Origin of the sequence: Brachybacterium tyrofermentans, assembly GCF_039526165.1 — a bacterium.
Classification (GTDB): Bacteria; Actinomycetota; Actinomycetes; order Actinomycetales; family Dermabacteraceae; genus Brachybacterium; species Brachybacterium tyrofermentans.
In genome coordinates, this window is record NZ_BAAAIR010000042.1 from 49608 (window position 1) to 75999 (window position 26392).

Sequence of the window (26392 nt, forward strand, 5' to 3'; positions counted from 1 at the left end):
GGAGCCCGCACAGTCCCGCTTCCGGACAGTCGTCGGCCAGCGAAAGCGCGGCCTCAGAGCCGAGGGTCAGGAGCTTGAGTGGGGTGAATTCATCCAGGTGAGCACCTCGTGCAAGGGGGCGGTGTCGTGAAGGTTGATCGACGTCGTGTCGAGCGTGAAGTCTGCGCGCACCCCGTCATGGATGTCCTTCAGCTGTTGGAGTGACCACTCGATGTCGCCACGTCCACGTCGTTCGATGCGGTGCCGGATGGCTGTTTCGGAGGCGGTCACGGCGAGAATCTTCAGGTCGTAGCTGCCCAACCGATCGAGGACGTCCCGGTGGTGGGAGCTCACGGGGTAGGGGAGCAACCCGTCGATGATCGTGTCGTAACCCGCAGCCGGCCAGGCGAGCACGGAGTTCAGAAGCGTTTCGGCATAACGTTGCTGCACCTCGCGATCACTGAAGTCCACGGAAGTGGCGGCCTGAGGGGCAGAGAGGTCGGCCTCGACGCCGATCCACCCTGCGGTCGTGAACTCCAGCAGGGCCTCTGCCAGGGTGCTCTTCCCGGTGCCGCTCGCGCCGCTGATCACCAGCACTCGCGACGTCATACTCGGTCCTCCGGATCGAGGTGCTTCGACAACAGATCCATGCCGAGGCGACCACGTTCGACCAATTCATCGCGGCCGGTGGTGAGCCCCGTGTGCCAGTACGAGACCCCTAGCCGGACCGTGAGGAGTTGGAGGAGCCGTTCCTCGTGCCCAGACAGTGCCCTGCCGTATCCATCGAAGAAGGCCCTTCGAAGGCTCGGTCGGGTGAGCCAGAGGGCGCCGTACAGCCACACCATGTCCTCGACGATGTAGCCGGGACCAGTTCTCTCGAAGTCGATGACTCCTAGACGCATCGAGGAGCGGTCCCAGAGCCAGTTGCGGGTGGAGAAGTCTCCGTGACAGGTGACGGAGGCATTGCGCTCAGCCAGTTCAGGCAGTTCGTTCGCCGCAGCCGTGAGGAGGCTGACTTGGAACGGGTCGAGGAGTTCGGACATGCTCGGCCGGCATGCCCGAGCCTCGTCCGCCAGCTCCGTGACCCGTTTGCGGGCGACATCGCGATCTTCCACGGGTGCGGCGCCGGAATGGTCGTGCCAGCGTCGAAGCAGGCGCCCCGCCTCCGTGTGGGCACTCAGCTCCTCAGCTGGTTCGAGGGGCAACCCCCTCATGACGACTCCGGGCTGAAGCGAGCTGAGAAGTGCCTTGAGGCCGTCATGAGTGCTGAGCAGCCGGGGTCTCTCGGGCTCGGGCAGGGCACGCTTTGCATAGGAATAGCCACCGATTTCCTGCGTGAAATCGGAAGCGCTGGGGGAGATCTTCACGTACGCCCGCCCTGTGCTCGAGGTGACACACCAAACTCGCGAGGTCTCTCGTGGCCACGAGGTGTCGAGGGCATCGACGACGTCACCCATCTGCGATGAGACCCAGTCGAGGACGTCGGCCGGCAAACGTGCTGCGTTGGCGTTCTGGGTCATCCGCGCTGCTTTCTGTCGTCTGTCCACGGGCCGGTTGGCGCTCAGGCGCGGGCGAGGAGCTCGCGGGCCAGGTCGGTGTCGAACACGGCGGTGTCGATGACGCCGCTGCGCAGCACGCCGAGCACGCCGGGTGCCCGCTCCACGCCGGCGGCGACGCCCAGCACCTCGGGGATCCGCAGCAGCTCGGAGAAGGTCACCGCGAGCACCCGCTGGTCCGTCGGCGCCCCGAGCGGGATCCCGTGCGCGTCGATGAACCGCCCGCACACGTCGCCCACCGGGTCCTGCGCCTCGAAGGCGGTGCGCTCGGCGTCGCTGAGCGCCATCAGGTCCAGCACCTTCGGGGAGGAGTGCACCCCCAGCGAGCCGATGCCCACCACGGCGAGCTCCACCTGGGCGGCGGCCTCGAGCACGGAGCCGATGCTGGATTCGGCCCGCAGGGTGCTCACCGTCGTCGCCGATTCGAGCACGGCAGGTGCGTAGAGCGTCTCGGCGCGGGCTCCGAGCCGAGAGGCGAGCACGCGCACCACGGACTCGCCGGAGTCGAACTGGTCCAGGGAGCTGTGTCCTCCGACCAGGGGGAGCACGCGCGGCGTCGGCCGCAGATGCTGGGTCTCCAGCTCGGTGACGACGCTCTGGACGGTCTGGCCCCAGGAGATGCCGATGCTGCGCACCTGCGCGGCCCGCTCGCTGATCACGGCGGCGCCCTCGCGGGCCACCGCGTCGATCCCCGGGGTGCGCGGCGCGGAGACCACATGGACCTCGCGCAGGGAGAACGCCGAGCGCAGGGCGACCTCGAGGGCCTCGTCGCGGCGCGGCGGACCGTCGGGATCGTGGATGGTGATCTCGACGATCCCGCGGTCGCGGGCCTGGGTGAGGATCCGCGAGACGTTGGAACGGGAGAGCTCCAGCTCGGCGGCGACCTCGGTCTGCGAGCGGCCCTGCTCGTAGTACAGCCGAGCGGCCCGCACGATCACGGAGGTGTCGCGAGGTGCGGGCATGGGGTCTCCTCCTGGGGGATCAGGCCGACATCGATCCGGACCTGCGCTGCGGACCCGGGCGGGCCCCGCAGGACCCGGAAGGATGCTGCCGGGTCGGGGCGGGGCAGGGCCGTGGCACGATGCTCCCGGGAACGACTATGACCAGCGTACGCATGGCACCGTGGAACAGGTGCCAGAATCAGGTCACCGATGAGGGAGGCCGCATGAGCTCAGATCCACGACCGCACGATGCCGCGCCCGGCGCGGACGGCGAGCCGCCGGTGCCCCTGGGGCTCACGGTGGTCGTGGCCCAGCTGGACGTCTCCGACGCGGAGGACGTGCTGCGCTCGCTCGCCGGCCGCCTGCTCGATGCCGGCGCCGTCACCGTGGACTTCCCCGAGGCGCTGCGCGCCCGCGAGCAGCGGTACCCGACGGGTCTGCCCACGCCGATCCCCACCGCGATCCCGCACGCCGATCCCGAGCACGTGCTCGTGCCCGGTCTGGCGATCGCGACCCTCGCCCGCCCCGTGGCCTTCGGGGAGATGGGCGGGACCGGCGGCACGGTCGACGCCCGCCTGGTGGCGATGCCCCTGCTCACCGATGCCCGCGCGCACCTCGCGGCGCTCCAGAGCCTGATGGGGCTGCTGCGCGACGAGGCGGCGGTCCAGGACCTGCTGGGTGCGGCCGACGAGGACGAGCTGCGCGAGCGCACCATGACGCGCCTGTCCGGGGGTGCCGTCGGCCCGGGCGAGTCGGCCGACGGGAACGCGGCCGATGTGGGTGCGGCCGACGACACCACCACCGACGACAGCAAGGAGCGCGAGGCATGAGGTCACCGCGACTGGGAGTGAAGGCACTGATCGTCCGCGACGGACATGTGCTGATGAACTGCTACATCGACCCCGACGGCAGCCACGTCTTCGCGCTGCCCGGTGGAGGCCAGGAGCACGGCGAGGATCAGGTGGCCGCGATGATCCGGGAGTGCCGTGAGGAGATCGGAGCGCTCGTCGAGGTGCACCAGGTGGCGTGCCTGTTCGAGACCATGACGGAGAACCGCATGGTCGATGGAGCCCCGATCCCGCCGTTCCACCAGGTCAATGTCGCCTACTGGTGCGGCCTCGCCGAGGGAGAGGAGCCGGGGGAGGGCACCGCGCCCGATCCGGGACAGGCCGGCACGGCGTGGCTGCCGCTGGACCGCCTCGGCGAGCACACGGTGCATCCTCCGGAGCTCGCCCGCTGGCTCGAGTCCGACCCGTCCAGCCGGCCGATCTCGCTCGGGGTCAGCAAGGGCTGAGCACGCCCCGTGCCCGGCCCGTGCGAGCCCCGTGCCCGGCCCGAGCGACCTCCTCACCGAGCCGGGTCGTGTGCTCAGTGGCCGAGGTTGACGTGCTCCCGGTGGTGGTCGCCGGACTCGATGAGGTCGACGAGACCGAGGGCGTAGTCCGCAGCGGAGATCGCGCCCCCGTCGCTCTGGACCGCGACGTCGTCGCCGAGGCGATAACGGCCCAGCTGCTCGCCGGGCATCCGTGCCCCGAAGCGGAGCGCGGGGCTCACGAAGAGCCAGTCCAGCGTCGCGGGGGTGGCGGGGAGGTCCTCGAGGAGGAACGCCGCCCCGTCCCGGATCTCGTCATGGAGCTCCTCGGGGATGCCGCTGAGGTCGCTGACGAAGCGATCCGCCCCGCGCGCCGGACGCAGCGAGGAGGCCCCGCCGACGATGACCAGGCGCACGCCCGCGGCATCGGCTACGCGCGCGATGGTGCCGTGGGCGGCGCGCCAGGTGCCGGCCTGCTGGCCGCGCGGGGCGAGCGCGTCGACCACCACGTCGGCCCCCTCCATGGCGGAGGCCAGCGTCGCCTCGTCGGCGGCGTCGCCCTGGACATAGGTCACCTGCGGGGTGGGGTGCTCAGGGAACGAGCGGCTCAGAGCGGTGACCTGGTGGCCGCGTGCTGCGGCTTCGGTGACGATGGCCGAGCCGGCATAGCCGGTGCCGCCGATGACGGTGATGTGAGACATGAGGTGCCTTCCTGTGGGCTGGGGCCGGGATCGGCTCCCCACTCACCGTAGGAGAGTCACTCTCTGCGGGGAAGTAGGCACTTTCAGGTAACCGGGCAGGCACCTCAGGGTAACCGGCGACCCTGGACGGCCGGGGGGGGGGGGCTTGGAAATCGGGGCCCGTAGGCCGGGGCGCCGGGCCGCGCTCGCCTCAGCCCAGGTCGCCACGCAGCCGCGGGTCGATGTGGATCTTCGGGCCGACGCCAGCGCCGCCACCACTCGCGGCCGTCCCGGATTCGGTGCTCGTGCCCGCTCCCGTCGGGCGGTTCCCGGCGAGCACGCCCGCCACCTCGTCGAGCGAGATCGTCGCCGCGATCAGCGGGCGCGGATCCACGGTGCCCGCGGCGTAGAGCGCGATGGTCTCCCCGAGGGCCGGGGAGGCGCTCAGCACGCCGACCGCCGTGACGTCCCCGAGCACGAGGTCGCGGCTGTCCAGGCGGCTCGGCTCCCCGGCGATCCCGATGAAGACCACGCGACCTCCCGGCTCCACCCGGGACAGGGCCCAGGCGGGCAGCTCCGAGGAGATCGCGGCGTCGATGACCGCATCCAGGGGCAGATCCGGAAGAGTGTCCTGGGTCCAGGCATTCGCCAGGCCCAGGCTGCGGGCGAACTCCAGATCCGGTCCGGGCAGGCCCAGCACATGCACCTCGGCGCCGGCGGCGCGGGCGAACAGCGCGCACAGCAGGCCGATCGTGCCCGGGCCCATGATCAGCACGCGGTCACCGGGGGAGAGGTCCGCTCCCTGCACCGCGCGCAGAGCGTTCCCACCCGGTTCCACCATCGCCCCGGCAGCGGGGTCGAGGGCGTCGGGCAGAGCATGCAGCGAGGTGGCGGGCACGGTGAGCTGCTCGGCGAGGGCCCCGTGGCGGTGGCCGCGGATCCCCACCTCCTGCCGCCCCTCGCACACGTGCTGGTCCCCGCGCAGGCAGCGTCGGCAGTGTCCGCAGCCCAGCATCGTGTCGCCCATGACCCGTCGGCCGATCCATCCCGGATCGACCCCGTCGCCGACTGCGGAGACGGTTCCCATCCACTCGTGGCCGATGCGCATCGGATAGCGCGCGTGCCCGGAGCGGAGGTAGGCCATGTGGCCGGTGTGGAACTCGAGGTCGGTGCCGCAGATGCCCACCCGCTCCACGTCGACCACGACCTCGCCGGGCTCCGCCCGCGGCGCCTCGACCTCCTGCACGGAGCCTTCCCCGGGGGCGGTGATCACGAACGCGCGCATCAGGGCGGATCCTCTCAAGAGTGTTCTCACCTGCGGACTCATCGGCGAGTGTGCTGCAGTGTGACGTACCCTGCGAGCAGTCATCAGCGTAGTCGACAGCGTGGGAACGGGATCAGCAATGGAGCTCCGCAGCAGCCAGTGGTACGCGGGCGAGGACCGCAACGCCTACATCCACCGCGCCTGGATGCGCCGCGGCGCACCCGACGATTCCTTCCGCGGCCGCCCCCAGATCGCGATCGCGAACACTGCCAGCGACCTCACCCCCTGCAACGCGCACCTCACCGGCGTCGCCCAGTTCGTGAAGAACGGGATCCTCGAGGCCGGCGGCGTGCCCCAGGAACTGCCTGTCGTCTCCCTCGGCGAGACCAACGTGCGCCCCACCGCGATGCTCTGGCGCAACATGGCCGCGATGAGCACCGAGGAGATGCTGCGTGCCAACCCCGTCGACGGGGTGGTGCTGCTGGGCGGCTGCGACAAGACGATCCCGTCCCTGCTCATGGCCGCCGCGAGCGTGGACATCCCCGCCGTGGTGGTGCCCGGGGGCCCGATGCTCAACGGCACCTTCCGCGGCGCGCCGCTGGGCTGCGGCACCGGCGTGTGGAAGCTCAGCGAGGAAGTTCGGGCCGGGACCCTCTCGCAGGAGGACTTCGCCCGCTCCGAATCGGCGATGATCCGCAGCGCCGGGCACTGCAACACGATGGGCACCGCGTCGACGATGGCGCTGGTCGCCGAGGCGCTGGGCACGATCGTCCCCGGGATCGCCGGCACGCCCGCCTCCGATGCTCGCCTCAGCGAGGCCGCCCAGCTCACCGGCCGCCTCGCCGTGGACCTCGTGAAGGAGGGGCGCACCCCCTCGACCTTCCTCACCAAGGGCTCCTTCCACAACGCGATCGTCGCGCTCGCCGCGATCGGCGGCTCCACCAACGCCGTGGTGCACCTGCTCGCGATCGCCGGCCGCCTCGGCATCGAGCTCAGCGTGGAGGACTTCGACCGCATCGGCTCCCACGTGCCGCTGCTGGTGGATCTCCAGCCCGCCGGGCGTCACCTCATGGAGGACCTGTTCCGCGCCGGCGGCCTGCTCGCCGTGCTGCGCCAGGTCAAGGACCTGCTCGATCCCGAGGCGCTCACCATCACCGGGAAGCCGCTCGTGGACTACCTCGACGACGCGGAGATCTTCGATCCCGAGGTCATCTCCGTGCGCGAGACCCCGGTCCAGGACGACGCCGGCATCGCCCTGCTGCGCGGCAACCTCGCCCCCGACGGCGCGATCATCAAGCCCGCCGCCGCCACCCCCGAGCTGCTCCAGCACCGGGGCCGGGCCCTCGTGTTCGACAGCATCGAGGACTTCCACGAGCGCATCGACGACCCCGACCTCGAGGTCGACGCCGACTCCGTGATGATCCTGCGCGGCTGCGGACCCAAGGGCTACCCGGGCATGCCCGAGGTGTCCAACATGCCCCTGCCCACCAAGCTCCTCGAGCAGGGCGTGCGCGACATGGTGCGCATCTGCGACGGCCGCATGTCCGGCACCGCCTACGGCACCGTGGTGCTGCACGTGGCCCCCGAGGCCGCAGCCGGCGGGCCGCTCGGGCTGGTGCGCACCGGCGACTGGATCGTGCTCGACGTGGCAGGGCGCCGCCTCGACGTGGAGCTCAGCGCGGAGGAGCTCGCGGCACGCGAGCCGTCGGCCGCGATGACCGGGGCATTCGCCGCGCCGACCCGCGGGTGGGAGCGGCTGTACGTCGACCACGTGCAGCAGGCCGACACCGGCGCCGACCTCGACTTCCTCGTCGGCGCGAGCGGCTCCGAGGTCGCGCGCGAGTCCCACTGACCTCAGGTTCCGCTGGCCGGGCGTCGTGGTTACCGGCCGCCGAGCGTCGTGACGAGAAAGGTGCCATCTGGCCGGTACCTTTCGCGACGTGGTTCCCGGCCGCCGAGCGTCGAGCGACGTGGTTCCCGGCCGCCGAGCGTCGTGACGAGAAAGGTGCCATCTGGCCGGTACCTTTTGCGACGTGGCGCGGGCCCGCGCGCCGGGAACGACGATCAGCTGGTGAACGCCCTGGTCACCGGGGAGAGGAAAGCGTTAGCCTGGTGACGTCCCTGCAGTGCGGCCCGGCGCCGCGTTCGATCACGAGGAGCATCATGCCCGTCTCTCCCTCCGTCTCCTTCCATGACGGCCGGTCCATCCCGCAGCTCGGCTACGGCGTGTGGCAGGTCGAGAACGCCGTCGCGGCCGACGTCGTCGTGCAGGCACTCGAGGCCGGCTACCGCCACGTCGACACCGCCCGCGGCTACAACAACGAGGCCGGCGTGGGCCAGGCGCTGAAGACCGCCGGCCTGAAGCGCGACGACGTGTTCGTGACCTCGAAGGTCCCCAACCAGGACCAGGGCCGCGACAAGACCCTCGCCTCCTTCGACGCCACCATGAAGGACCTCGGCCTCGAGGAGCTCGACCTCTACCTGATCCATTGGCCCGCACCCTCCAAGGGCCTCGCCGTGGAGACCTGGAAGGCCCTCGTCGAGCTCAAGGAGCAGGGACGCATCCGCTCCATCGGCGTCTCCAACTTCCGCGTCGAGGACCTCGAGAAGATCGAGGCGGAGACCGGTGTGCTCCCCGTGCTCAACCAGATCGAGCTGCACCCGTACTTCAACCAGCCCGAGCTGCGCGAGTTCCACGCCTCCAAGCAGATCCTCACCGAGTCCTGGTCGCCGCTGGGCCAGGGCGGCGGCGAGCTCACCGACCCGGTGGTCACGAAGATCGCCGAGGCGCACGGGGCCGACGCGGGCCAGGTGTTGATCGCCTGGAACCTGGCGCTGGGCAACGTGGTGATCCCCAAGTCCGAGACCCCCAAGCGGATCATCTCGAACTTCGCCTCGCTCGAGGTCGAGCTCACCGACGACGAGATCGCGCAGATCACCGGTCTGCACAAGGGCGACGCCGGCCGTCAGGGCGGCAACCCGAACGACATGATCGGTCACCAGGGCGCCTGAGTCCCCTGATCGGGCCCGGCCCTTCTCGCAGCAGCGGGAGGGGCCGGGCCCGATGTCGTCCCGGGATCTCCGAGGATGCGGGCTACTCTGGACGTGGCGTGTCCGACGCCGAACCTCGATCGCCCGTCCCCAGCACGGGCCCGCACCTCGGTAGAGGGCACCACGAGGCAAAGGGACCCGGTCTCCGGTCGCTGTCGATGAACACCCGTGCCTCGGGTCGTCGCCGCTGGGGAGCCGATGCGAGGCATTGCGGGAGTACGGATGACAGCCGACCGAGCACTCAAGAAGCGCGTGCGCGCTCGCATGTCGCGCACGGGAGAGTCCTATACGGCAGCCCTCCGGCACCTCCGCTCCACCCCAGGAGACACCGTGCCGACCCAACCCATCACTCCGGATCCGACGAATGCCACGGATCCAACCACCGATCGCGCCCTACGCCTCGCGACGGCGCAGACCACCCCTCAGCACCATCCCTCCGATGCCGATGCTTTCCACTGCGCGGGCGAGGAGGTCCGCTCGCTCATGCGCCGCGCCGGGGATCTTGGTGCCGACCTCATCCAGTTCCCCGAGGCCACGCTCAGCTTCCCCGACAAGGTGGCCCTGTCCCGTTCGAGCGAGGAGATCACCGAGTCGGAGTGGACCCGCTTCGCCTGGGATGCCCTGGAGGCGGAGCTCGCCGAGGTGCGCGCAGCGGCGAAGGAACTCGCATTGTGGACCGTCATCGGGAGTCAGACCCGCGCCCAAGGTGCGAGCCGTCCCCGCACGAGCCTGCTGGTGATCGATCCACAGGGCAGGGTCCATGCGCAGTACGACGAACGGCGCCTCTCGCGGACGAAGGGCGCCTTCATGTACGAGCAGGGTACCGAGGCCGTCACGATCTCCATCCACGGGATCGTGCTGGGCCTGGCGTCGGGGCTCGAAGTGCTGTTCGAGGATGTATTCCGGGGCTACGAGGACGCGGGCGCCGATGCCGTCCTGCTGTGCTCGCAAGGGCCGGGCGATCCTGTGGAGGGTGACGCCTTCGCGATCTCCGCACGCGCGGCTGCCCGTCACCATGGCCTATCGATCGGCTACAGCGTGCCGACGTCGAACGCGCCGTACGCCCCTGCAGGGGTGATCGGTCCGGACGGCCGCTGGCTCGCGATATGTCCTGCCCAGCAGTCGCCCGCTGTGGTCGTGCAGACGATCGCGCGGCGCCCCGGCGGGGCATCTCGGGACTGGCGGCGCGCCATGGTCGACGCGGACTGACCCGCGCAGGCGATCGAGGTGACCTGATCGAGATGGGTCCGTGGTGACCCGGGAGGAGCCGGTCGTCCCGTTGTGGTGTCGGCCGGCCCTCCCTGCGCACCGTGCCGGCTAGCTGGTCGGCCACTGCTCCTCCTGCCCGCTGTCGGCGAACCCGTCGTATGGCGCGGGAGCTGCCGCCCACCCGGCGGCGTAAAATCCGATGCACGAAGTCGAACCACGGCCGGAGGATCCCATGAGCGAGAACCAGTACAACGCAGAGGCCGACCCCGGCGACGAGGCGCGCGACTTCACGGGCCCCAACGGTGTCGAGAGCGCCGACCGGATCCTCGAGCTGGAGCGCGATCGGGAGCGCGATGGCGCGGCCCGATCGGATGACGCCGCCGATTTCCCCCGCGAGCTGGGCGAGGAGGACTCCGCCGCCGCCGATCAGGGCAACCGTGACGGCGACGAGATGCTGTCCGAGGGTGACGACGCGGACGACGACCGGGCGCTCGACGGCGGCGACGACTCCTTCGAGGCCTTCGAGGACGAGCCCTTCACCGAGGACGATCCCCTGGCACGCGACCGCGAGGTCTGACCCCGCCGGCCAGCGGGTGCCCGACCGCGAAAACCCCCTCGCTACGTCGCCGCGCAGTGGCTGAGCATCCGCCGTTTCTGCGACGAGAACCCCGAGGACGAGCTGGTCCCGGAGCTGCGCGCCGAGCTCGAGACGGCTCCCGTGCAATATGCCCGTTACCAGCGGCGATACCTGGGATGGGGCGTGCTTGCGCTCATGAGGCGCCGGCCGGGAGACGCTGACGTAAGGTCGCAGGATGCCGATCCCCACCGCTGCCGCCCCTGATCAGGTCTCCATCTCCCACTGCCTGCTCGATGCGGCGGGTGTGGCGATCTCCGCACAGGGCGCCGAGCAGCCCTACTACGCCGCGAGCACCATCAAGCTGCACGTGATGCTGGCCGTGCTCCGGGCCGCAGACCGCGGAGACCTGAACCTCGATGATGCCGTGACCGCGACCCGCAGCTTCACCGGGGCCGACGCAACGACCTTCACCCTCGGCGGCGACCACCTCGACCCCACACATCCGGCCGACGGGGAGCAGGTGAGCGTGCGCGAGCTCCTGCAGCGCATGATCGACCGCTCCAGCAACGAGGCCACGGACCACCTCGTCGAGCTCGTGGGCCTGGAGGCGGTGGCCGAGGCGATCGCGAGCCTGGGCCTGCAGGAGACCCGGGTCGAGCGCCTGATCGGTGACGCGAGCGCGCTCGCGACGGGCGCGACCAACGAGACCAGCGCGGCGGACCTCGCCCGGACGATGCGAGCGCTCGTGCAGCAGGACGGCAGTGCAGAGTCGACGCCAGCCCACGTCGACCTCGCACGCAGTGTGCTGCGGGCGCAGCGGATCCCGGTGATCGCCTCGGCGCTGGCCGACGGGGTCGACTGGGGCTCGAAGTCCGGCTGGGTCGACGGGTACCGGCACGACGTCGCCTTCGTCGGCGATCCCGACTCCAATGAGCTGAGGGTCCTCGCGGTGATGACCGCGGGGCTGGCCCCGGAGGCGGCCGACGAGAAGATCGCGTCGCTCGTGAGGGAGCTGCTGCCCGACGTCGCCGCCTGAACCGGCAGGCCACCCTGCCCAGACCTCGTCGGCCGTCGTGCGCATCCCCTCGTCGGGGCACCCGCCCAGCGGCACGTCGGCCGATGAACGGCGAGTAAAAAATCCCGCGATGAAGCGCCCAGGGGTTGCATTCCGGGGTGTGCCCGTGGTCACAGTGGAGGTGCCCGATCACGCACGGCACCGTCGTCCGATCGACCGGAGACCGGACCTCAGGACGGACCGTGCACACGACACGGAGGTACTGACCGTGACCGATCAAGCACTCACCACCCCCAGCCGTCGGAGCTTCTTCCGGGGCGTCGGCATCGCCGGCGCCGCGGCTGTCACCGGCGTCGCCGTCCCCACGCTGCTCGCGCCCTCCGCCTCGGCAGCGCCGGTCCCCGGCTACAACGAGAAGATCACCCGCGACCGGGTCATCGAGCGGGCGATGTTCTGGGTGGACGACCCTAGGGCGTACAGCATGGAGAACTTCGACATCGGCCCCGAGGAGGACTCCGACATCCTGTGGCGGATGGACTGCTCGGGCTTCGTGTCGATGGCCCTGGCCGTCCGCTTCGACGACAACCCCACGGGCCTGACCACCGAGACGCTGCACCCCGACGGCGGCTACGAGATCTCGCACTCGATCAGCAAGGACGATCTGCTCCCGGGCGACTTCATCCTGCAGAAGAACGCCGACTCCGAGAGCGGCGTCGGGCATGTGGTGCTGTTCAACGGCTGGGTCGACGGCGGCTACAACGTCCTCGAGCAGTCCTACGGGGCCGGCGGCACCACCTCCCGGACCGCCAGCTACCCGTACGACGACCTCGCGCACTACCACCCGTTCCGCTACGACCTCATCGTCGACTGACCGAAGAGTGCGGGGCGCCCCGCCCCGACCGGCCCTGTTCGGGCGGAGCCCCCGCATCGACGGGACGTATACGTGGCACGAGGCCTATATGCGGGCTCGCTGCACGTATAAGTCCCGTTGTCGCGACGGGCCTGTAAGTCCCGTTCCTGCGACGGGCCTGTAGGTCCCGTTCTTGCGACGGGCCGGGCCGGGCCAGCGGTGGGCTTGGCCAGGGGGTGGCTGAGGGCTGGTGTCGACGTGGGGATCGCGACTCGGCGGCTCAGCCGGCCAGGGCCACCCGTCGGGCGCCGGCGTACTCGCCGATGGGGTCGTACTCGGTCAGCGACATGATCTCGACGCTGCGCGCGGCGTTGGGGGCCTGCATGATCAGGTCGTCCCCGATGTACAGGGCCACGTGGCGGATCGAGTCGCCACCCGGCTCGGATGCGAAGAACACCAGGTCGCCGCGCTGCAGGTCCTCCCGCTCCACCGGCTCCAGGCCGGAGTGGTTCATCTGATCGCCGGCGTCGCGGTCGATCGAGATGCCGTGGTGGTGGAACAGCGTGTACGTGAAGCCCGAGCAGTCGAAACCGTAGGCGCTCACGCCGGCCCACAGGTAACGCAGCCCGAGGAACCGCTCGCCGGTGGCGACGATGTCCTCGACGGTGGGCAGCGGCGGCTGCTCGCCGTGCTCGCGCACCACGACGTCGTCGGCGGGCAGGTAGGCGTGACGCCCGCCGGGGACCGCGACCTTCACGGCCTTCGCGGTGCGGCCGAGCACCGGCAGGATCGTGTCGAAGGAGACGTCGATCCCGGGGTGGTTGCCCGACGGGGTGCCGGTGAGGGTGCTGGTCAGAGCCGTGACGGTCGCGGTCGGTGCGGAGGCCGCCTGCTGGGCGAAGTCCTCGTCGACCACGAGCTGCACGGTGGGCACCCAGCCGGGATAGCCGCGGGCGTCGCGCGGGGTGCCCTGTGCAGTGACCACGATGTGCGCCCAGTCGCCGTCGATCTCGTCGACGATGACCTCGCTGCCCAGCACGGCCTGCGACTCGAGCTCGCCGGTCAGCCAGCGTCGCGGCTCGGTGTCCTGCATGTTCGCGTTCCAGGCGTCGAGGTCGACGGGGTTCGTGAGCGAGGGGTCATCGATGCCGGGACGGTTCGAGCCCGGCTCCACCCACAGCGTGGTGGCGGTGACCGCGACGTGCGCGGTGGCGCCGGGGGTGAGGCCCGCGCCCGGCTCGGGCAGGGTCGCCGGCCCGGCGGCCGGTGCGGCGGGGACCTCGGCCAGGGCAGGGGCGACGGCGCCGAGGCCGGGGACGGCGAGGCCGGCGGTGCCGGTCGCGGCCAGGCGCAGGCCGTCACGGCGGGTGAGGCGGACGGTGGGGGTGTGCGTGGACATCTGGAGTCTCCTTCGACAGGTCCCCGAGCGGGGGCCGCAGGTCACGGGATGATGGGTGGGCGATCGGCTATCGGTCGAGAGCGCGGGTGGTCGCGCGGGTCACTGATCACCTCCGGACGGATCGACGTCGGCTCGGAGGCGCTCGAGCCCGAGGCCCGGCCCGCCGAGCAGGCGCAGCCAGCCGTCCTCCTGGACGTAGCCGCCGGCAGGGACATCGGAGGCGAACCAGAACGGCGGGTCGAGGTCGATCATCGTGATCGCCGGGTGGGCGATCGCGAGGTGGGCGGCGGCGGTGATCGAGATACGGGGCTCCATCATGGCGCCGACCATGCACTCCACCCCCGCCTCGAGGGCGACGTCCGCGATGGCCAGGGCCCCGCGCAGACCGCCCGTCTTGGCGAGCTTGATGTTGAGCATGTCCACGGCGTCGGCCTCTACCAGGCGTCGGGCATCCTCGACGTTCCACACCGACTCATCCGCCATGATCGGCACCTCGACCGCGGCGGACACCCGGGCGAGGCCCTCGATGTTCGCCGCGGCCACCGGCTGCTCGACCAGATCGATCGGGAGACCGTCCGCGAGGAACCCGGTGATGATGTCGATGGCCTGCTCCGGCACCCAGCCCTGGTTGGCGTCCAGCCGCAGCCGGACCCCGGGGGCCGCCTCGACGACCGCGGCCAGGCGGTGCCTGTCCTCCTCGATGTCGTGGCCGAGCTTGATCTTGAGGATCTGCTCGCCCCCGGCGACGGCCTCGCGGGCATGCCCGGCCATCACCTCGGGGTCCTCGAGGGAGATGGTCATGTCGTTGAGCAGACGATCTCCGGGGCGCCCGCCCAGCAGCTCCACCAGCGGCGCCCCGAGGCTCCGGGCCCAGGCGTCGTGCAGGGCCACCTCGAGCGCGGCCTTCGCACTCGTGGCCCCGTCGAGCGCGCCGGCAACCCGGGCGGAGAGTTCCGTGATGGTGCCGGTGACCCCGACGATCGCCGAGCGCAGGGGCCCCTGCAGGGCGACGGAGATGGTGTCGGCCGATTCGCCGGTGACCGCGACGGTCTCCGCGGCGCTGCCCTGGCCGATCGTGCCGTCGGCCAGCTCGACCTCGGCGACGACGTACTCGACGGCCTCGGTGCGGCGCGCGGCTGTCACGAACGGTCGCAGCAGCGGGGCTCGGTGACGGTGCGAGCGCACCGCCACCACGGACAGCGGCGTGCTCAGCTGCGGTGCCGGTGCGTCGCGCGGGCTGGCAGCAACGCGCGGACCGGGAGCAGAACGCGGGCTGGGCGTGGAGGTCATGGGGTTCCCCTCTCTCACAGCGCCGACATGAGCTGGGAGGCCAACAGGCCCACGAAGGTGCCCAGGAACGAGCCGATCAGGGCGAACAGCACACCGACCGGCACCAGCTGACGGTTGAAGGCGGCGGCGACCACGGGCGCGGAGGCGATGCCGCCGATGTTCGCGGTCGAGGCCACGGCCAGGGAGAACAGCTCGGTCTTGGTGAGCTTCGCGTAGACCACCATGATCGCGGCGTGGATGATCAGCACGAGCAGGCCCATGAGCAGGTAGATCGGTGCCTGGGTGAGGGCGGAGAAGTCAGAGCCCGAGGCGATCTGACCGATCACCACGAACAGCATCAGGCCGGCGACCTCGCTGGACCCGGCGGTCTCGCCGAGCGGCGTGAGGGCGATCAGCAGTCCCAGCACGGAGACGATGAGGATGGTCCAGGTGGTGCCGTTGACGACCGTGCCCCACTCCGGGAGCAGCCCACCGACCCAGATCGCGAGGGTGGAGACGAAGATCGAGCCGAACACGACGATCGACAGCGAGGCGGCGGTGACCGGCTTCTTGTCCGTCTCGTAGGCACCTTCATGGGCGTCGAGGTAGGAGGTGTCCGCCTTGGTCCACTTGTTGAACTTGGGGGAGACGGCGACCGAGGCGAACATCGCCATCAGCCAGACGGAGTAGATGATCGTGTCGGTGATCAGGGCATAGCCGAAGATCGACTCCGGCGCCTGCAGGATGTCCTGCACGGCGACCATGTTGGCGCTGCCGCCGGTCCAGGAGGCCAGCAGGGCGCCGAACACCTTCCAGGCCTCGGTGTGCACGAAGCTCTGGAAGACGACGTACACCCCGACCATCCCCAGGAACAGCGAGGCTGCGGCGACGAAGTACGTCAGCAGCAGCTTCGGGCCGAGCTTGATGATCTTGCGCAGATCGCAGCCGAACAGGAACAGCAGGATCATCGCTGGCAGCAGCACGGTCTTGACCTGGGCGATGGGCTCGCGGGTCGCCTCGTCGTCGCCGAACACGCCGAGTGTGTTGAGGGCCGCGCACAGCAGGTACATCAGCACCATGCCGGGCACGAATTTGAACAGTTTCCAGCCGGTCGTGCGCTCGAGCACGATCAGCGCGCACGACAGTCCCAGCAGGACTCCGAGCATCAGCAGGCCATCGGTGATCACGGGAGATCTCCTCGTCGGTCAGGAAGTCGCCGCCGTCGGGGCACAAAAAAGTCGGAAGCACCAGGGATCGACGCCTCGGGCGAGGCGCGATCTGGGTGCTTCCGACGGGATCCGGTTCGGTGAGGTTCCGGGCAGACGGTGGGCGCTTATGAAGTTAGACGGTGACGCCGGCCGACAGGTCGCGGTACTTCGCGGCGGCGTTGCGCACTGCTGTGGCAAGCGCCCTCTGCGAGGACCCGTGGTACCTGTCGGTGATCGACTCCACCAGGGAATCGTCATCGAGCAACGAACGTCCCACCAGCAGTTCGCGAACGAACTCGACAGTGAGGGTCAGCGTGGCGGTGCAATCCGCTGCCGTGATGACGTGGGTCTCAGTATCGACGATGAGACCGATGAAGAACAATCCCCACTGCGATGTGATCGGATTGTTGCTCGGCGCTTTGGCCTCGCCGGTGAGATAGATGGTGGTGCCCATGGCCGAAGCCTATGCGCCGAGAGGGGAAGCCTGAGCGGGAGGACCTCGGGCAGAGCCCCCGGCCGGAGATCCTGACAGTGCCCATGACAGACCACTGTCAGAAGCCCGGGAAGAGCCGGACGACCGCGGCCGGCGTGGGCCGGCCGCGGTCGGGGAGTGGCTGCGGGGCAGCCGGAGGGATCAGCGCAGGTTCGCGGGACCCGCTTCCTCGGCCTTCTGCTCAGCGGTGGCGCGGCGGTCGTTGCGCTGGGCGTCGAGCTCGTCGGCGTGGGCTTCGGGATCGGCGGTCGCGGCGAAGGCCTGGGCCTTCTGAGCAGCCGGTGCGAGGTCGGTGAACTGGCCGCCCACCTCACCGCGCACGCGGTTGTCCTCGCCGGTCGGCGCGGGATCGTTGCCCTCGCCGGACAGCGCGCCACGGATGATGTTGCCCGAGACGTCGACGCCGTCGAGGTTGTCCGAGAGGGTCACGTCGGAGCCGAAGTAGTTGCCGTCCTCGCAGTCGACGAGGCCGCCACCGGTGCCGAGCTGCACGCCCGAGTTGCCGGTGAAGGTGGCCGCACCGTCGACCTCGCTGCTGCACAGGGAGGTGCCCTCTTCGTTCGCGGAGACGGTCAGTCCCTTCGCGAGGGTCGAGTCGATGATGTCGGTGTACAGCGTGTTCTCGCTGCTCACAGCGCCGTCGATGGTCACGGTCTGCAGGTGAACGAGGCCCTGCTCCACGGTGAGCTTGCCCCCGATCGAGGAGTCGTAGGAGTACAGGAAGGGATCGGCTCCGTCGACGGCACGCCCGGTGTAGGACCCGCCCAGGGCGGAGTCGTCGAGGTAGACGCCGTAGCCGCCCTTGCTGATCAGGTTTCCTGCCACCTCGGTGCCGGTGGCATCGAAGTAGCCCTCGGAGGAGACCACGACGCGGTCCGCGATGCTCGAGTCGGTCATGAGCAGATCGGCGCCGGCCTTCACCGTCACCTCGCCCTCGATGGTCACGCCGTCCAGCACGCAGGAGTCGCCCTTGTCGACGACGAGATCGCCGGGCACGGTGACGTCCGCGGCGTCCCCGTCGCAGTGGGTGGTCAGTGCCGCGGAGGCGGATCCGGCGCCGACGGCGAGGCCCGCGGAGGCGAGGGCGAGAGCGGAGAATGAGATGACAGTTCGGGAAAGGGGGCGCACGTCGGCTCCTAGTCGCGCCGGGCACGAAGGAGCGCCGGCGGCAGATGGGGGATGAGGTTCCTCTCCGACCGTACCGGCATGTGACCCACATCGCTGAGGAATGCGGACATTAACGCTGAAACTTTTTACACCCGTTCACCCGACGGTCAGACTCGAGTCAGAGGTACTCGAGGTTGATCTCGTTCTCGGGGTGGAAGAACACGCTGGTGCGGGGCTTGGGGCGCACGTGGATCGTCGTATCGGGCTCGATGCCCTTGAAGCCGTGGTCCAGCCGGAGCACCAGCTGGCTCCCGCGCACGGACGCGGTCATGCCCTCTGTCTCCTGGGCACGGCAGTGGAGGAAGGCCTCGCCGCCGAGCTTCTCCACCAGGCGCACCGTGAGGGGCAGGCTGGCGCCGCCGTCCTCCGGCGCGGCGCCGTGGCCCACGATCTCCCAGTTCTCGGGGCGCACGCCCACGATGACCTGGCCGGGGGTCTTCTCGGCGTACTCACGGGGCAGGTCCATGTCCAGGCTGTGGTCGGGGCCGAGCAGGGCCCGGCCGTCGGAGCTCACCGTGGCCCCGTCGATCAGGGTCATCGCCGGAGAGCCGATGAACCCCGCCACGAAGGTGTTGCCGGGGTGCTCGTACAGATGGGTGGGCTCGTCGACCTGCTGCAGCACGCCCTCGCGCAGCACGGCGACACGATCACCCATGGTCATGGCCTCGGTCTGGTCGTGGGTGACGTACACCGTGGTCACCCCCAGCTCGCGCTGCAGCGAGCCGATCTGTGCGCGCGTGGACACCCGCAGCTTCGCGTCGAGGTTCGACAGCGGCTCGTCCATGCAGAACACCTTGGGGTTGCGCACGATCGAGCGGCCCATGGCCACGCGCTGACGCTGGCCGCCGGACATCTGCGAGGGCTTCTTGTCCAGCAGCGGCTCGAGCTCGAGCATCGCGGCGGCGCGCTCGACCTGCTGGGTGATCTCCGCCTTCGGCATCTTCGCGTTCTGCAGGGCGAAGGCCATGTTCTGGCGCGCGGTCATGTTCGGGTAGAGGGCGTAGGACTGGAACACCATGGCCACGTCGCGATCCCGGGCGCGCAGCTCGCTGACGTCGACGTCGTCGATGAGGACGGTTCCCTCGTCGATCGGTTCGAGCCCGGCAAGCATCCGCATCGCGGTGGACTTCCCGCTGCCGGACGGCCCCACCAGCACCAGGAACTCCCCGTCGGCGACGGTGAGCGAGACCCGGTTGACCGCGGGAGGGCGGGACGGGTCGTAGATGCGGGAGGCCTGCTGGTACTCGACGGTGGCCATGGTGTTCCTCGTGCTCCTTCAGGGGGTCGGTCGGGCGCTCACAGGTTGGGGGTGATGTCCCGGTCGATGACCTTCTGCGTCTCGTCCTGCAGGTCCTTCATGACGGTCGCGACGTCCTCCTGGGCGATCGCGATGCGGTCCAGGCCGGCACCGATGCGCTGACCGCCGCCGCTGACGAACACGCGGGCGTAGTCCTGCGGCGCCGTGTTCTCGCTCAGCTGGCGGATCGCCGTCATGGCGTTGGGGTTCTCCTCGAGGTACTTCGTCTCCTCGGCGTCCTCCATCGCGGACTTCCGCACCGGCATGTACCCGGTGGCCTGGCTGAACGTGATGGTGTTCTGGGTGCTGGTCAGGAAGTCCGCGAACTTCATGGCCATCACCTTGCGCTCGTCGCTGATGCCCTCGGGGATCGCGATGCCGGCGCCGCCTGTGCAGGCGCCGGGCGTCGGGCCTGGCAGATAGGTGGTGTGGAAGTCGAACTCCGCGGATTCCTTCAGGCCGCCCAGCGACCCGGTGGACTGCAGCAGCCCCGAGGAGTTGCCGATGGAGAACGCGTTGGCGGCGTCCTTCTCGATCCCGATGTGTCCCGCGGCGACCTGCTCCTGGAGGAAGGTCGCGGCGTCGATCGAGCCCTGCTCGGTGAACGTCGGGGTCCACTCCTTGGAGTAGTTGCCGCCGAAGGTCCAGATGATCCCCTGGAAGAACCAGTCGAGGTAGTCGGAGCCGTCCGGGATGACGATGGCGGGCTTGCCGCCGTTCGCGTCGAGGATCTTCGGGGCCCATTCGGCGAACTGCTCCCAGGTCTCCGGGCCCTTGTCGGTGGGCAGCCCGGCCTTCTTCATCACCTCGGTGTTGAAGTACATGAGGGTCGTGGAGCGCGAGTACGGCATGCCGTAGTGCTTGCCGTCGTACTCGTAGTCCTCGCGCAGGGTGTCCACGAAGTCGTCCGAGTCGACCTCGGCCTCCTTCCACAGGTCGTCCATCGCGGTGGTGGTGCCGGTGAAGACGAAGTTGAACCAGGTGACGTCCGAGGCCACGATCAGGTCGGGCAGGCCGCCGCCGGCGAGCGCGGCGTTGAACTTCTGGCCGAGCTCCTCGTAACTGGCGCCGCCGTCGATGAGCTTCGCCTGGTTGTCGGGGTTGTCCTTGTTCCAGGCGTCGATGATCTTCTGCTCGAGGTCCTTCGAGCTGCCGGGGTGGTTGGACCAGAACTGGATGGAGCCGTCGCCCTCCTCGCCCTTGCCGCCACCGCCGCCGCCGGCGGAGGTGGAGCCCCCGGCGCAGGCGGCCAGTGCCAGGGCTGCGCTGCCGGCTCCGGCCATTCCGAGAAGTGAACGTCGCGTCGTTGCCATGTCGATCTCCGATTCGTGTGGTGGTGCGGGGACGGTGCGGGGCCGACGGATAGCGGCCGGGTCGAGGAAGGGGGCGGGGGAGAGGGTAGGGCGCGGTGTTCGGCGCCCGGCCATCACCCCTTCACGGCCCCGGCGGTCAGGCCCTTGATCATCTGCTTCTGCAGGATGAGGAAGACGATGAGCATCGGGACGGTGGTCAGGACGGTGCCGGCCATCACCGGGCCCCAGTTGGTCAGGCCCTCGTTGTCCTGCAGCTGGGTCAGGCCGATCGGCAGCGGTGCCACGGCGTCGGTGTCCGACATGAGGAACGGCCACAAGTACTGGTTCCACTCGTTGACCACGGTGATCAGCGTGAACGCGACCAGGGTGGGCCAGGACATCGGCAGCACCACCCGGAACAGGGTGCGGAAGAAGCCCGTGCCGTCGAGCTCGGCGGCCTCCATGATCTCCTTGGGCAGCGACAGGAAGTGGTTGCGCATCAGGAAGGTGCCGAAGGCGACCGCGGCCAGCGGCACGATGATGCCCTGGAAGGTGTTGCGCCATCCCCAGCTGGCCACGAGGGCGTAGTTGGAGATGACGGTGATCTGGTTGGGCACCATGAGTGACGCGATGACCAGCAGGAACAGCAGGTTCCGCCCCGGGAAGCGCAGGAACGAGAGGCCGTAGGCGGTCATCACGCCGAGGCTGACCTCGACCACGGTGAGGATCCCCGTGATGATGACCGAGTTGCGCAGGTACTTGTCGAACCGCACCTCATTGATCACGTAGGAGTAGTTCTCCGGCGCGAAGGGATTGGGGAACCAGCTGATGGGGTTGGAGTAGATGTCCCCGTGGGTCTTCAGCGAGGTGACGACGATGAAGTACAGGGGGACGAAGAACAGCAGCACCGCGGCCAGCATCCCGAAGTAGCCCAAGAGCTTCCCGGCGGTCCCGCCCTGGAAGGCGAGGTGCCGGGAGGTGGCGCGCTTCTTCTGCGCGGGGGTGAGCTGAGGCGGGTCGTCGTCCTCGAGCCCGGGAACGGGCGGCAGGACGGCCTGTGCGTCATTGGTCATCGTCATGGGGGTACCTCCGTCCTTGTCTTCCTGGCCTTCTCTAGTCCTGTTTGTCCTGCAGCTTGACCTGCACGAGCGTGACGACCAGGACGATCAAGAACATGATCGTCGCGACCGCGGCGCCGTAGCCCGCTCGGTTGTTCACGAAGGTCTCCTGGTAGACCTGATAGATGAGCGTCGAGGTGCCGGTGCCGAAGGGGCCGCCCTCGGTCATCACCTGGATGATGTCGAACACCTGGAACGAGTTCAGCAGCACCGTGACGGACAGGAAGAACGTGGTGCCCTTCAGCTGGGGCAGCGTGACCCGCCAGAACTTCCGCCAGGCGGGCGTCCCGTCGATCTCGGCGGCCTCGTCGAGGTCGGAGCGACGACCCTGCAGGGCCGCCAGGTAGATCACGAAGGTGTAGCCGAGGTTCTTCCACACGTAGGTGGTGGTGATCATGAACAGCGCCCAGCCGGAATGCTGATAGAACGCCGGGGTGTCCAGGCCGAGCCGGCCCAGCACGTCCTGGACCAGGCCGTAGCCGGGGTCGAACACGAACTGGAAGGCCACGCCGATCGCGGCGCCGGAGATGACGTACGGGGCGAACACCATGGTGCGCACCATGTTGCGGGCGCGCAGGTGCTGGTCCAGCAGGAGGGCCAGTGCGAGGCCCAGTGCCATCGAGCCGATGACCGCGACGAGCGTGAAGATCAGCGTGTTGCGGGCGATCTGCCAGCTGGTGTCGTCGGTGAACCACTCGATGTAGTTCCCCAGGCCCACGAACCGCATGTCCGGCGAGGAGATGTTCCAGTTGTAGAAGGAGATGCGGAAGTTGTCGATCAGCGGGCGGTAGGTGAACAGGCCCAGCAGGATCATGTTCGGCACGATCAAGATGGCAGCCAGGCCGATATGCCGCCAGTTGAGCGAGCGGGAGCGCTTCGTCGGCTCGTCGGACGTCGTCGTCTCGAGCCCCGGGATCGCGGGAGTCGTCACAGCGGTCACAGTACGCGTCGCCGCTCCGTTTGGGAGCCAGGTCACACGGTTCGCCCAGTTCCGTGACCATACTGCGACATCCAGGTGAGCTCCTGGGTGTCGTCCCTGGTCATGGCGTCGTCAGGTCAGCGGGCTCCAGCGTCCCCCGCGGGGTCGTCGGCCCTCACAGGGGCAGGCGCACGTACGTCATCTCGAGGAACTCGGTGATGCCCTCGTGAGACCCCTCGCGGCCCAGGCCCGACTCCTTGACGCCGCCGAAGGGGGCCGACGGATCCGAGGCCACGCCGATGTTGACCGCGACCATCCCGGACTCGATCCGGCCGGCCACGTCGGTGACCTCGCCGAGATCCTCGCCCGCCACATAGGCCATGAGGCCGAACTCGGTGTCGTTGGCGGCGGCGACCATCTCGTCGATGTCGTCCAGCACGATGATCGGTGCGACCGGGCCGAAGATCTCCTCGCGGTTCACGCGGGCAGCGCGCGGCACGTCGGTCAGCACGGTGGGCTCGTAGAAGTACCCGCCGTCGCTGCTTGAGCTGTCTGAGCTGTCCGTGCTGTCCGTGCTGGCACTGCCGCCTGCAGCGAGGGAGGCCGGTGCCGGTCGACGACCGCCCACGAGCACTCGGGCGCCGCGGTCCACGGCGTCCGCGACGAGATCCTCGATCTTCTCCAGTGCGGCGGCGTCGATCATCGGACCCATGGTCGTGCCGGGCGCGATCCCGGGGCCGACCTGGAGCTTCGCGGTCTCCTCCGCGAGGCGCGCCGTGAACTCCTCCGCGAGGGACGAGTGCACGTAGAAGCGGTTCGCGGCGGTGCAGGCCTCGCCGTTGTTGCGGAACTTGCCCAGCATCGCGGCCTTGACCGCCGTCTCGACATCGGCGGAGGGCAGCACGAGGAAGGGTGCATTGCCGCCCAGCTCCATCGACGCCTTCAGCACGTGCTCGGACGCCTGGGCGAGCAGGGTGCGGCCCACGGGCGTGGAGCCGGTGAAGGACACCTTCCGCAGCCGCGGATCGGACATCAGCGTGGAGCTCAGCCCCTTCGAATCGGAGCTGACCACACAGTTCACGACGCCGGCGGGCACTCCGGCCTCGGCGAGGATCTCCATCAGCAGCAGCGAGGTCAGCGGGGTCTTCTGCGCGGGCTTGAGCACCACGGTGCAGCCGGCCGCGAGCGCCGGGGCGATCTTGCGGGTGCCCATCGACAGCGGGAAGTTCCAGGGCGTGATCAGCAGGGTGGGGCCCACGGGGCGGGCCACGGTCAGGATCGCCTCGTCGGCGGCGGGGGCGTGGCGGAACCGTCCGGGCAGGCGCACCGCCTCCTCGCTGAACCAGCGCAGGAACTCCGCGCCGTAGGTGACCTCCCCGTACGCCTCGGCGAGCGGCTTGCCCATCTCCAGGGTCATGAGGAGTGCGAGGTCGTCGGCCCGCTCATGGCACAGGTCGTAGGCGCGGCGCAGGATCTCGGAGCGCTGTCGCGGGGTGGTCGCGGCCCAGTCCTCCTGCACGTCGACTGCCGCATCCAGCGCCTTGAGGCCGACGGCAGGCGCGTCGGCGTCGACCACCTGGGTCAGGGCGCGCCCGGTCGCGGGATCCAGCACGTCCAGGGAGGCGGTGCCGCCGAGGAAGCGACCGGCGACGAAGGAGCTGCGCGGAGTGCGCTCGAGCAGCTCGGCGATGCGGGACGCGGTGATGGTGGGCAGGTCAGCCATGGGGTGCTCCTTCGTCGACGGGTGGTCCATCCAGTCTGCACCCGACGGCCGGGCGGGGCCCGACCGCGTGGCAGGGCCCGACGGCGTGGAAGGGCCTTGCCGCGTGGCGGGGACCGACCGCGGAGTCAGTCCCGGGTCGTGGCGAGGGCGTCGACGGCGCGGATCAGGCCCAGGTGGCTGAAGGCCTGCGGGAAGTTCCCGGCCATGCGTCCGGCGCCGCTGTCGAACTCCTCGGCCAGCAGGTGCAGATCGTTCGCGCACCCCAGCAGCTGCTCCATGAGCGCCTCGGCCTCGTCGCGGCGACCGGAGGCGGCGTACTGCTCCACCAGCCAGAAGCAGCACACCAGGAAGGGGTGCTCATCCCCGGGCAGACCGTCCTGGCCCTGCGTGCGGTAACGCAGGATCAGTCCGTCCTCGGTGCGCAGGTCCTGCTCGATGCGGGCCACGGTGGCGAGCATGTGCGGGTCGTTCGCCGGCAGGAAGCCCGTGTGGGGGATCTGCAGCAGCGAGGCGTCCACCTCGGTGGAGCCGTAGGTCTGGGTGAGGGCTCCGTCGGCACCCACCCCTCGGGTCATGATCTCCTGGCGCACCTGGTCTCTGATGTGCTTCCAGCGGGTGACCTGCTCCGTGGTGGCCGGCAGGCCGTGATCCTCGACGGCACGGACGGCGCGGTCGAAGGTCGCCCACACCATCACCCGGCCATGGGTGAAGTAGGCGGGGTCGCCGCGCATCTCCCAGATCCTCTGGTCGGGTTCGTCGATCCGGTCCTCGGTGTAGCGCACCAGTGCCTTCTGCAGCGGCCACGACCAGGCGGTCTCCTCCAAGCCGGCATCGCGCATCGCCGCGAGGGCGATCATCACCTCGCCCACCACGTCCGCCTGGTACTGATCGGCCGCCCCGTTGCCGACCCGCACCGGCACCGAGCCCTCGTAGCCCGCCAGATGCGGCACCTCCCGCTCGGGCAGGTTCCGGTCCCCGGTGATCGAGTACATGATCTGCAGCCGCTCCGGATCCCCGGCGATCGCCCGCAGCAGCCAGTCGCGCCAGGTCGCGGCGGCGTCGACGTGTCCGTGGCCCAGCAGCGCCTCGAGGGACAGGGCCGCGTCGCGCAGCCAGCAGTAGCGGTAGTCCCAGTTGCGCACCCCACCGAAGTCCTCGGGCAGGCTCGTGGTCGCGGCGGCGATGATGCCGCCGGTGCGGCGGTGGGTCAGCGCCCGCAGCACGAGCAGCGAGCGGGTCACCGGTTCTTCGTACTCGGCGTCGACCCGCACCTGGCCGAGCCAGCCGGTCCACTCCGCGATGGTGGCCTCGAGGGCGGTCTCGCTCTCGAGCGCGGCGGGCACCTGCTGCCAGGAGGGGAACCAGGTGAGCACCCAGCACGTGCTCTCCCCGGCGCGCAGGCGGTGCGTGCCCCGGTGGGTCCGGCCGTGCGGAGTGAGTGCGGGGCCGTGCAGCGCGATGCCGTCCCCGCCGGCGACGGCGATCAGCACACGGTTCCCGGCCTCGTCCTCGCCGCGGCGCACCCAGGGCACCGCCTGCCCGTACTCGAAGCGGATCTTCAGCTCCTGGAGCACCTCGACCTCGCCCTCATGGCATTCCACATGACGCACGAGGTCCGCGTGGTCGTCGACGTCCCCGGAGAGGGAGGAGGCGCTCCCGGGGCCCGGCGAGGACCCGGTCGCCTCACCCCCGGTGCTGTCGGCGTCGGCCACGGCGGAGTCGGAGTCACCGGTGTCGGTGCCGGCTCCGGTGCCGGATTCCCCGCCGCCGGTGATCGGCATGTACTCGGTGACGGTGGCGGTCCCGGTGGGGGAGCGCCACACCGTCTCGAGCACCATCGTGCCGGGCAGGTAGCGGCGCGAGAGGACCTCGCCGTCAGCGATCCGCAGCGACCAGTGCCCGTTCTCGTCGTCGCCGAGCAGCGAGCAGAAGAGGGCATCGGAGTCGAAGCGGGGCAGGCACAGCCAGTTGATGACCCCTTCCCTGGTCACGAGGGCGGTGGCGCGCTGGTCCGACAGCAGGGCGTGGTCTTCGATGAGCGGGCTGGTCATGGCTCCAGTGTGCACCTGCTGG

24 protein-coding genes are annotated in these 26392 nt (G+C 69.8%); 8 read left to right on the top strand and 16 right to left on the bottom strand.

Features of this window, described 5'->3' with window-relative positions:
- Positions 1-66: 66 nt before the first annotated feature.
- Genes ABD093_RS11620 through ABD093_RS11630 form a run of 3 tightly spaced genes read right to left on the bottom strand, consistent with a single transcriptional unit; the run spans position 67 to position 2497 of the window.
- A complete protein-coding gene (locus tag ABD093_RS11620; RefSeq protein ID WP_343924596.1) occupies positions 67-576 on the bottom strand; it encodes a P-loop nucleotide/nucleoside kinase family protein in 510 nt (169 codons plus the stop codon).
- An 8-nt stretch (positions 577-584) separates the two neighbouring features.
- Positions 585-1499, bottom strand: coding sequence for an aminoglycoside phosphotransferase family protein (locus tag ABD093_RS11625; protein WP_193116583.1), 915 nt, complete (start codon positions 1497-1499; stop codon positions 585-587).
- 41 nt (positions 1500-1540) lie between these two features.
- Positions 1541-2497, bottom strand: a complete 957-nt coding sequence (locus ABD093_RS11630) for a sugar-binding transcriptional regulator (protein ID WP_343924598.1) — start codon at positions 2495-2497, stop codon at positions 1541-1543.
- Positions 2498-2700: 203 nt separating this feature from the next.
- Here ABD093_RS11630 and ABD093_RS11635 point away from each other — a divergent pair, with 203 nt between their 5' ends.
- Positions 2701-3306, top strand: coding sequence for a PTS sugar transporter subunit IIA (locus ABD093_RS11635; protein WP_343924600.1), 606 nt, complete (start codon positions 2701-2703; stop codon positions 3304-3306).
- Positions 3303-3770 (top strand): NUDIX domain-containing protein, encoded by a 468-nt coding sequence (locus ABD093_RS11640; protein ID WP_343924602.1) that lies wholly within the window; start codon positions 3303-3305, stop codon positions 3768-3770. The genes ABD093_RS11635 and ABD093_RS11640 overlap by 4 nt, the downstream gene beginning before the upstream one ends.
- A gap of 74 nt (positions 3771-3844) precedes the next feature.
- On the opposite strand, the gene ABD093_RS11645 is transcribed toward ABD093_RS11640, so the two are convergent.
- Positions 3845-4489, bottom strand: coding sequence for an NAD(P)-dependent oxidoreductase (locus ABD093_RS11645; protein WP_343924604.1), 645 nt, complete (start codon positions 4487-4489; stop codon positions 3845-3847).
- Positions 4490-4679: 190 nt separating this feature from the next.
- Entirely contained in the window at positions 4680-5753 is a 1074-nt protein-coding gene (locus tag ABD093_RS11650) for a zinc-dependent alcohol dehydrogenase (protein ID WP_343924606.1), read from the bottom strand.
- A 118-nt stretch (positions 5754-5871) separates the two neighbouring features.
- Between ABD093_RS11650 and ABD093_RS11655 the strand changes: the two genes are divergently transcribed.
- The 6 genes from ABD093_RS11655 (at position 5872) to ABD093_RS11680 (ending at position 12455) form a co-directional block, all read left to right on the top strand.
- Positions 5872-7584: an IlvD/Edd family dehydratase gene (locus ABD093_RS11655; RefSeq protein WP_343924608.1), complete on the top strand. Its 1713-nt coding sequence runs from the start codon at positions 5872-5874 to the stop codon at positions 7582-7584.
- A gap of 311 nt (positions 7585-7895) precedes the next feature.
- Complete coding sequence (locus ABD093_RS11660) at positions 7896-8744, top strand: aldo/keto reductase (protein ID WP_343924610.1); 849 nt, start codon at positions 7896-7898, stop codon at positions 8742-8744.
- A 369-nt stretch (positions 8745-9113) separates the two neighbouring features.
- Positions 9114-9992 (top strand): carbon-nitrogen hydrolase family protein, encoded by an 879-nt coding sequence (locus tag ABD093_RS11665; protein WP_193116590.1) that lies wholly within the window; start codon positions 9114-9116, stop codon positions 9990-9992.
- A 232-nt stretch (positions 9993-10224) separates the two neighbouring features.
- Positions 10225-10569 carry a hypothetical protein gene (locus ABD093_RS11670; protein WP_193116591.1) on the top strand — a complete coding sequence of 115 codons (345 nt, stop codon included), beginning with the start codon at positions 10225-10227 and terminating at the stop codon, positions 10567-10569.
- A gap of 235 nt (positions 10570-10804) precedes the next feature.
- The gene (locus ABD093_RS11675) at positions 10805-11605 is read left to right on the top strand and encodes a serine hydrolase (RefSeq protein ID WP_193116592.1); all 801 of its coding nucleotides are present in this window, start codon (positions 10805-10807) and stop codon (positions 11603-11605) included.
- 247 nt (positions 11606-11852) lie between these two features.
- Complete coding sequence (locus ABD093_RS11680; RefSeq protein WP_193116593.1) at positions 11853-12455, top strand: NlpC/P60 family protein; 603 nt, start codon at positions 11853-11855, stop codon at positions 12453-12455.
- A 259-nt stretch (positions 12456-12714) separates the two neighbouring features.
- Here the strand turns inward: ABD093_RS11680 and ABD093_RS11685 are convergent, their stop codons facing one another.
- The 11 genes from ABD093_RS11685 to ABD093_RS11735 form a co-directional block, all read right to left on the bottom strand.
- On the bottom strand, positions 12715-13833 hold the full coding sequence (locus tag ABD093_RS11685) for a C40 family peptidase (protein WP_343924614.1): 1119 nt from the start codon (positions 13831-13833) through the stop codon (positions 12715-12717).
- Between the two features lie 99 nt (positions 13834-13932).
- Positions 13933-15123, bottom strand: coding sequence for a dipeptide epimerase (locus tag ABD093_RS11690; protein ID WP_343924615.1), 1191 nt, complete (start codon positions 15121-15123; stop codon positions 13933-13935).
- Between the two features lie 14 nt (positions 15124-15137).
- Positions 15138-16289: a DUF819 family protein gene (locus ABD093_RS11695; RefSeq protein WP_343924617.1), complete on the bottom strand. Its 1152-nt coding sequence runs from the start codon at positions 16287-16289 to the stop codon at positions 15138-15140.
- Positions 16290-16443: 154 nt separating this feature from the next.
- The gene (locus tag ABD093_RS11700; protein ID WP_343924619.1) at positions 16444-16764 is read right to left on the bottom strand and encodes a DUF3870 domain-containing protein; all 321 of its coding nucleotides are present in this window, start codon (positions 16762-16764) and stop codon (positions 16444-16446) included.
- Positions 16765-16944: 180 nt separating this feature from the next.
- Positions 16945-17931: a hypothetical protein gene (locus ABD093_RS11705; protein WP_343924621.1), complete on the bottom strand. Its 987-nt coding sequence runs from the start codon at positions 17929-17931 to the stop codon at positions 16945-16947.
- 157 nt (positions 17932-18088) lie between these two features.
- Entirely contained in the window at positions 18089-19228 is a 1140-nt protein-coding gene (locus tag ABD093_RS11710; protein WP_343924623.1) for an ABC transporter ATP-binding protein, read from the bottom strand.
- 38 nt (positions 19229-19266) lie between these two features.
- Positions 19267-20580 (bottom strand): ABC transporter substrate-binding protein, encoded by a 1314-nt coding sequence (locus tag ABD093_RS11715; protein WP_343924625.1) that lies wholly within the window; start codon positions 20578-20580, stop codon positions 19267-19269.
- Between the two features lie 113 nt (positions 20581-20693).
- Complete coding sequence (locus ABD093_RS11720; protein WP_343924627.1) at positions 20694-21632, bottom strand: carbohydrate ABC transporter permease; 939 nt, start codon at positions 21630-21632, stop codon at positions 20694-20696.
- Positions 21633-21672: 40 nt separating this feature from the next.
- Positions 21673-22608 carry a carbohydrate ABC transporter permease gene (locus ABD093_RS11725; protein WP_319021515.1) on the bottom strand — a complete coding sequence of 312 codons (936 nt, stop codon included), beginning with the start codon at positions 22606-22608 and terminating at the stop codon, positions 21673-21675.
- A gap of 163 nt (positions 22609-22771) precedes the next feature.
- On the bottom strand, positions 22772-24319 hold the full coding sequence (locus ABD093_RS11730; RefSeq protein ID WP_193116601.1) for an NAD-dependent succinate-semialdehyde dehydrogenase: 1548 nt from the start codon (positions 24317-24319) through the stop codon (positions 22772-22774).
- A 125-nt stretch (positions 24320-24444) separates the two neighbouring features.
- Positions 24445-26370, bottom strand: a complete 1926-nt coding sequence (locus tag ABD093_RS11735; protein ID WP_193116602.1) for a glycoside hydrolase family 15 protein — start codon at positions 26368-26370, stop codon at positions 24445-24447.
- Positions 26371-26392 lie beyond the last annotated feature (22 nt).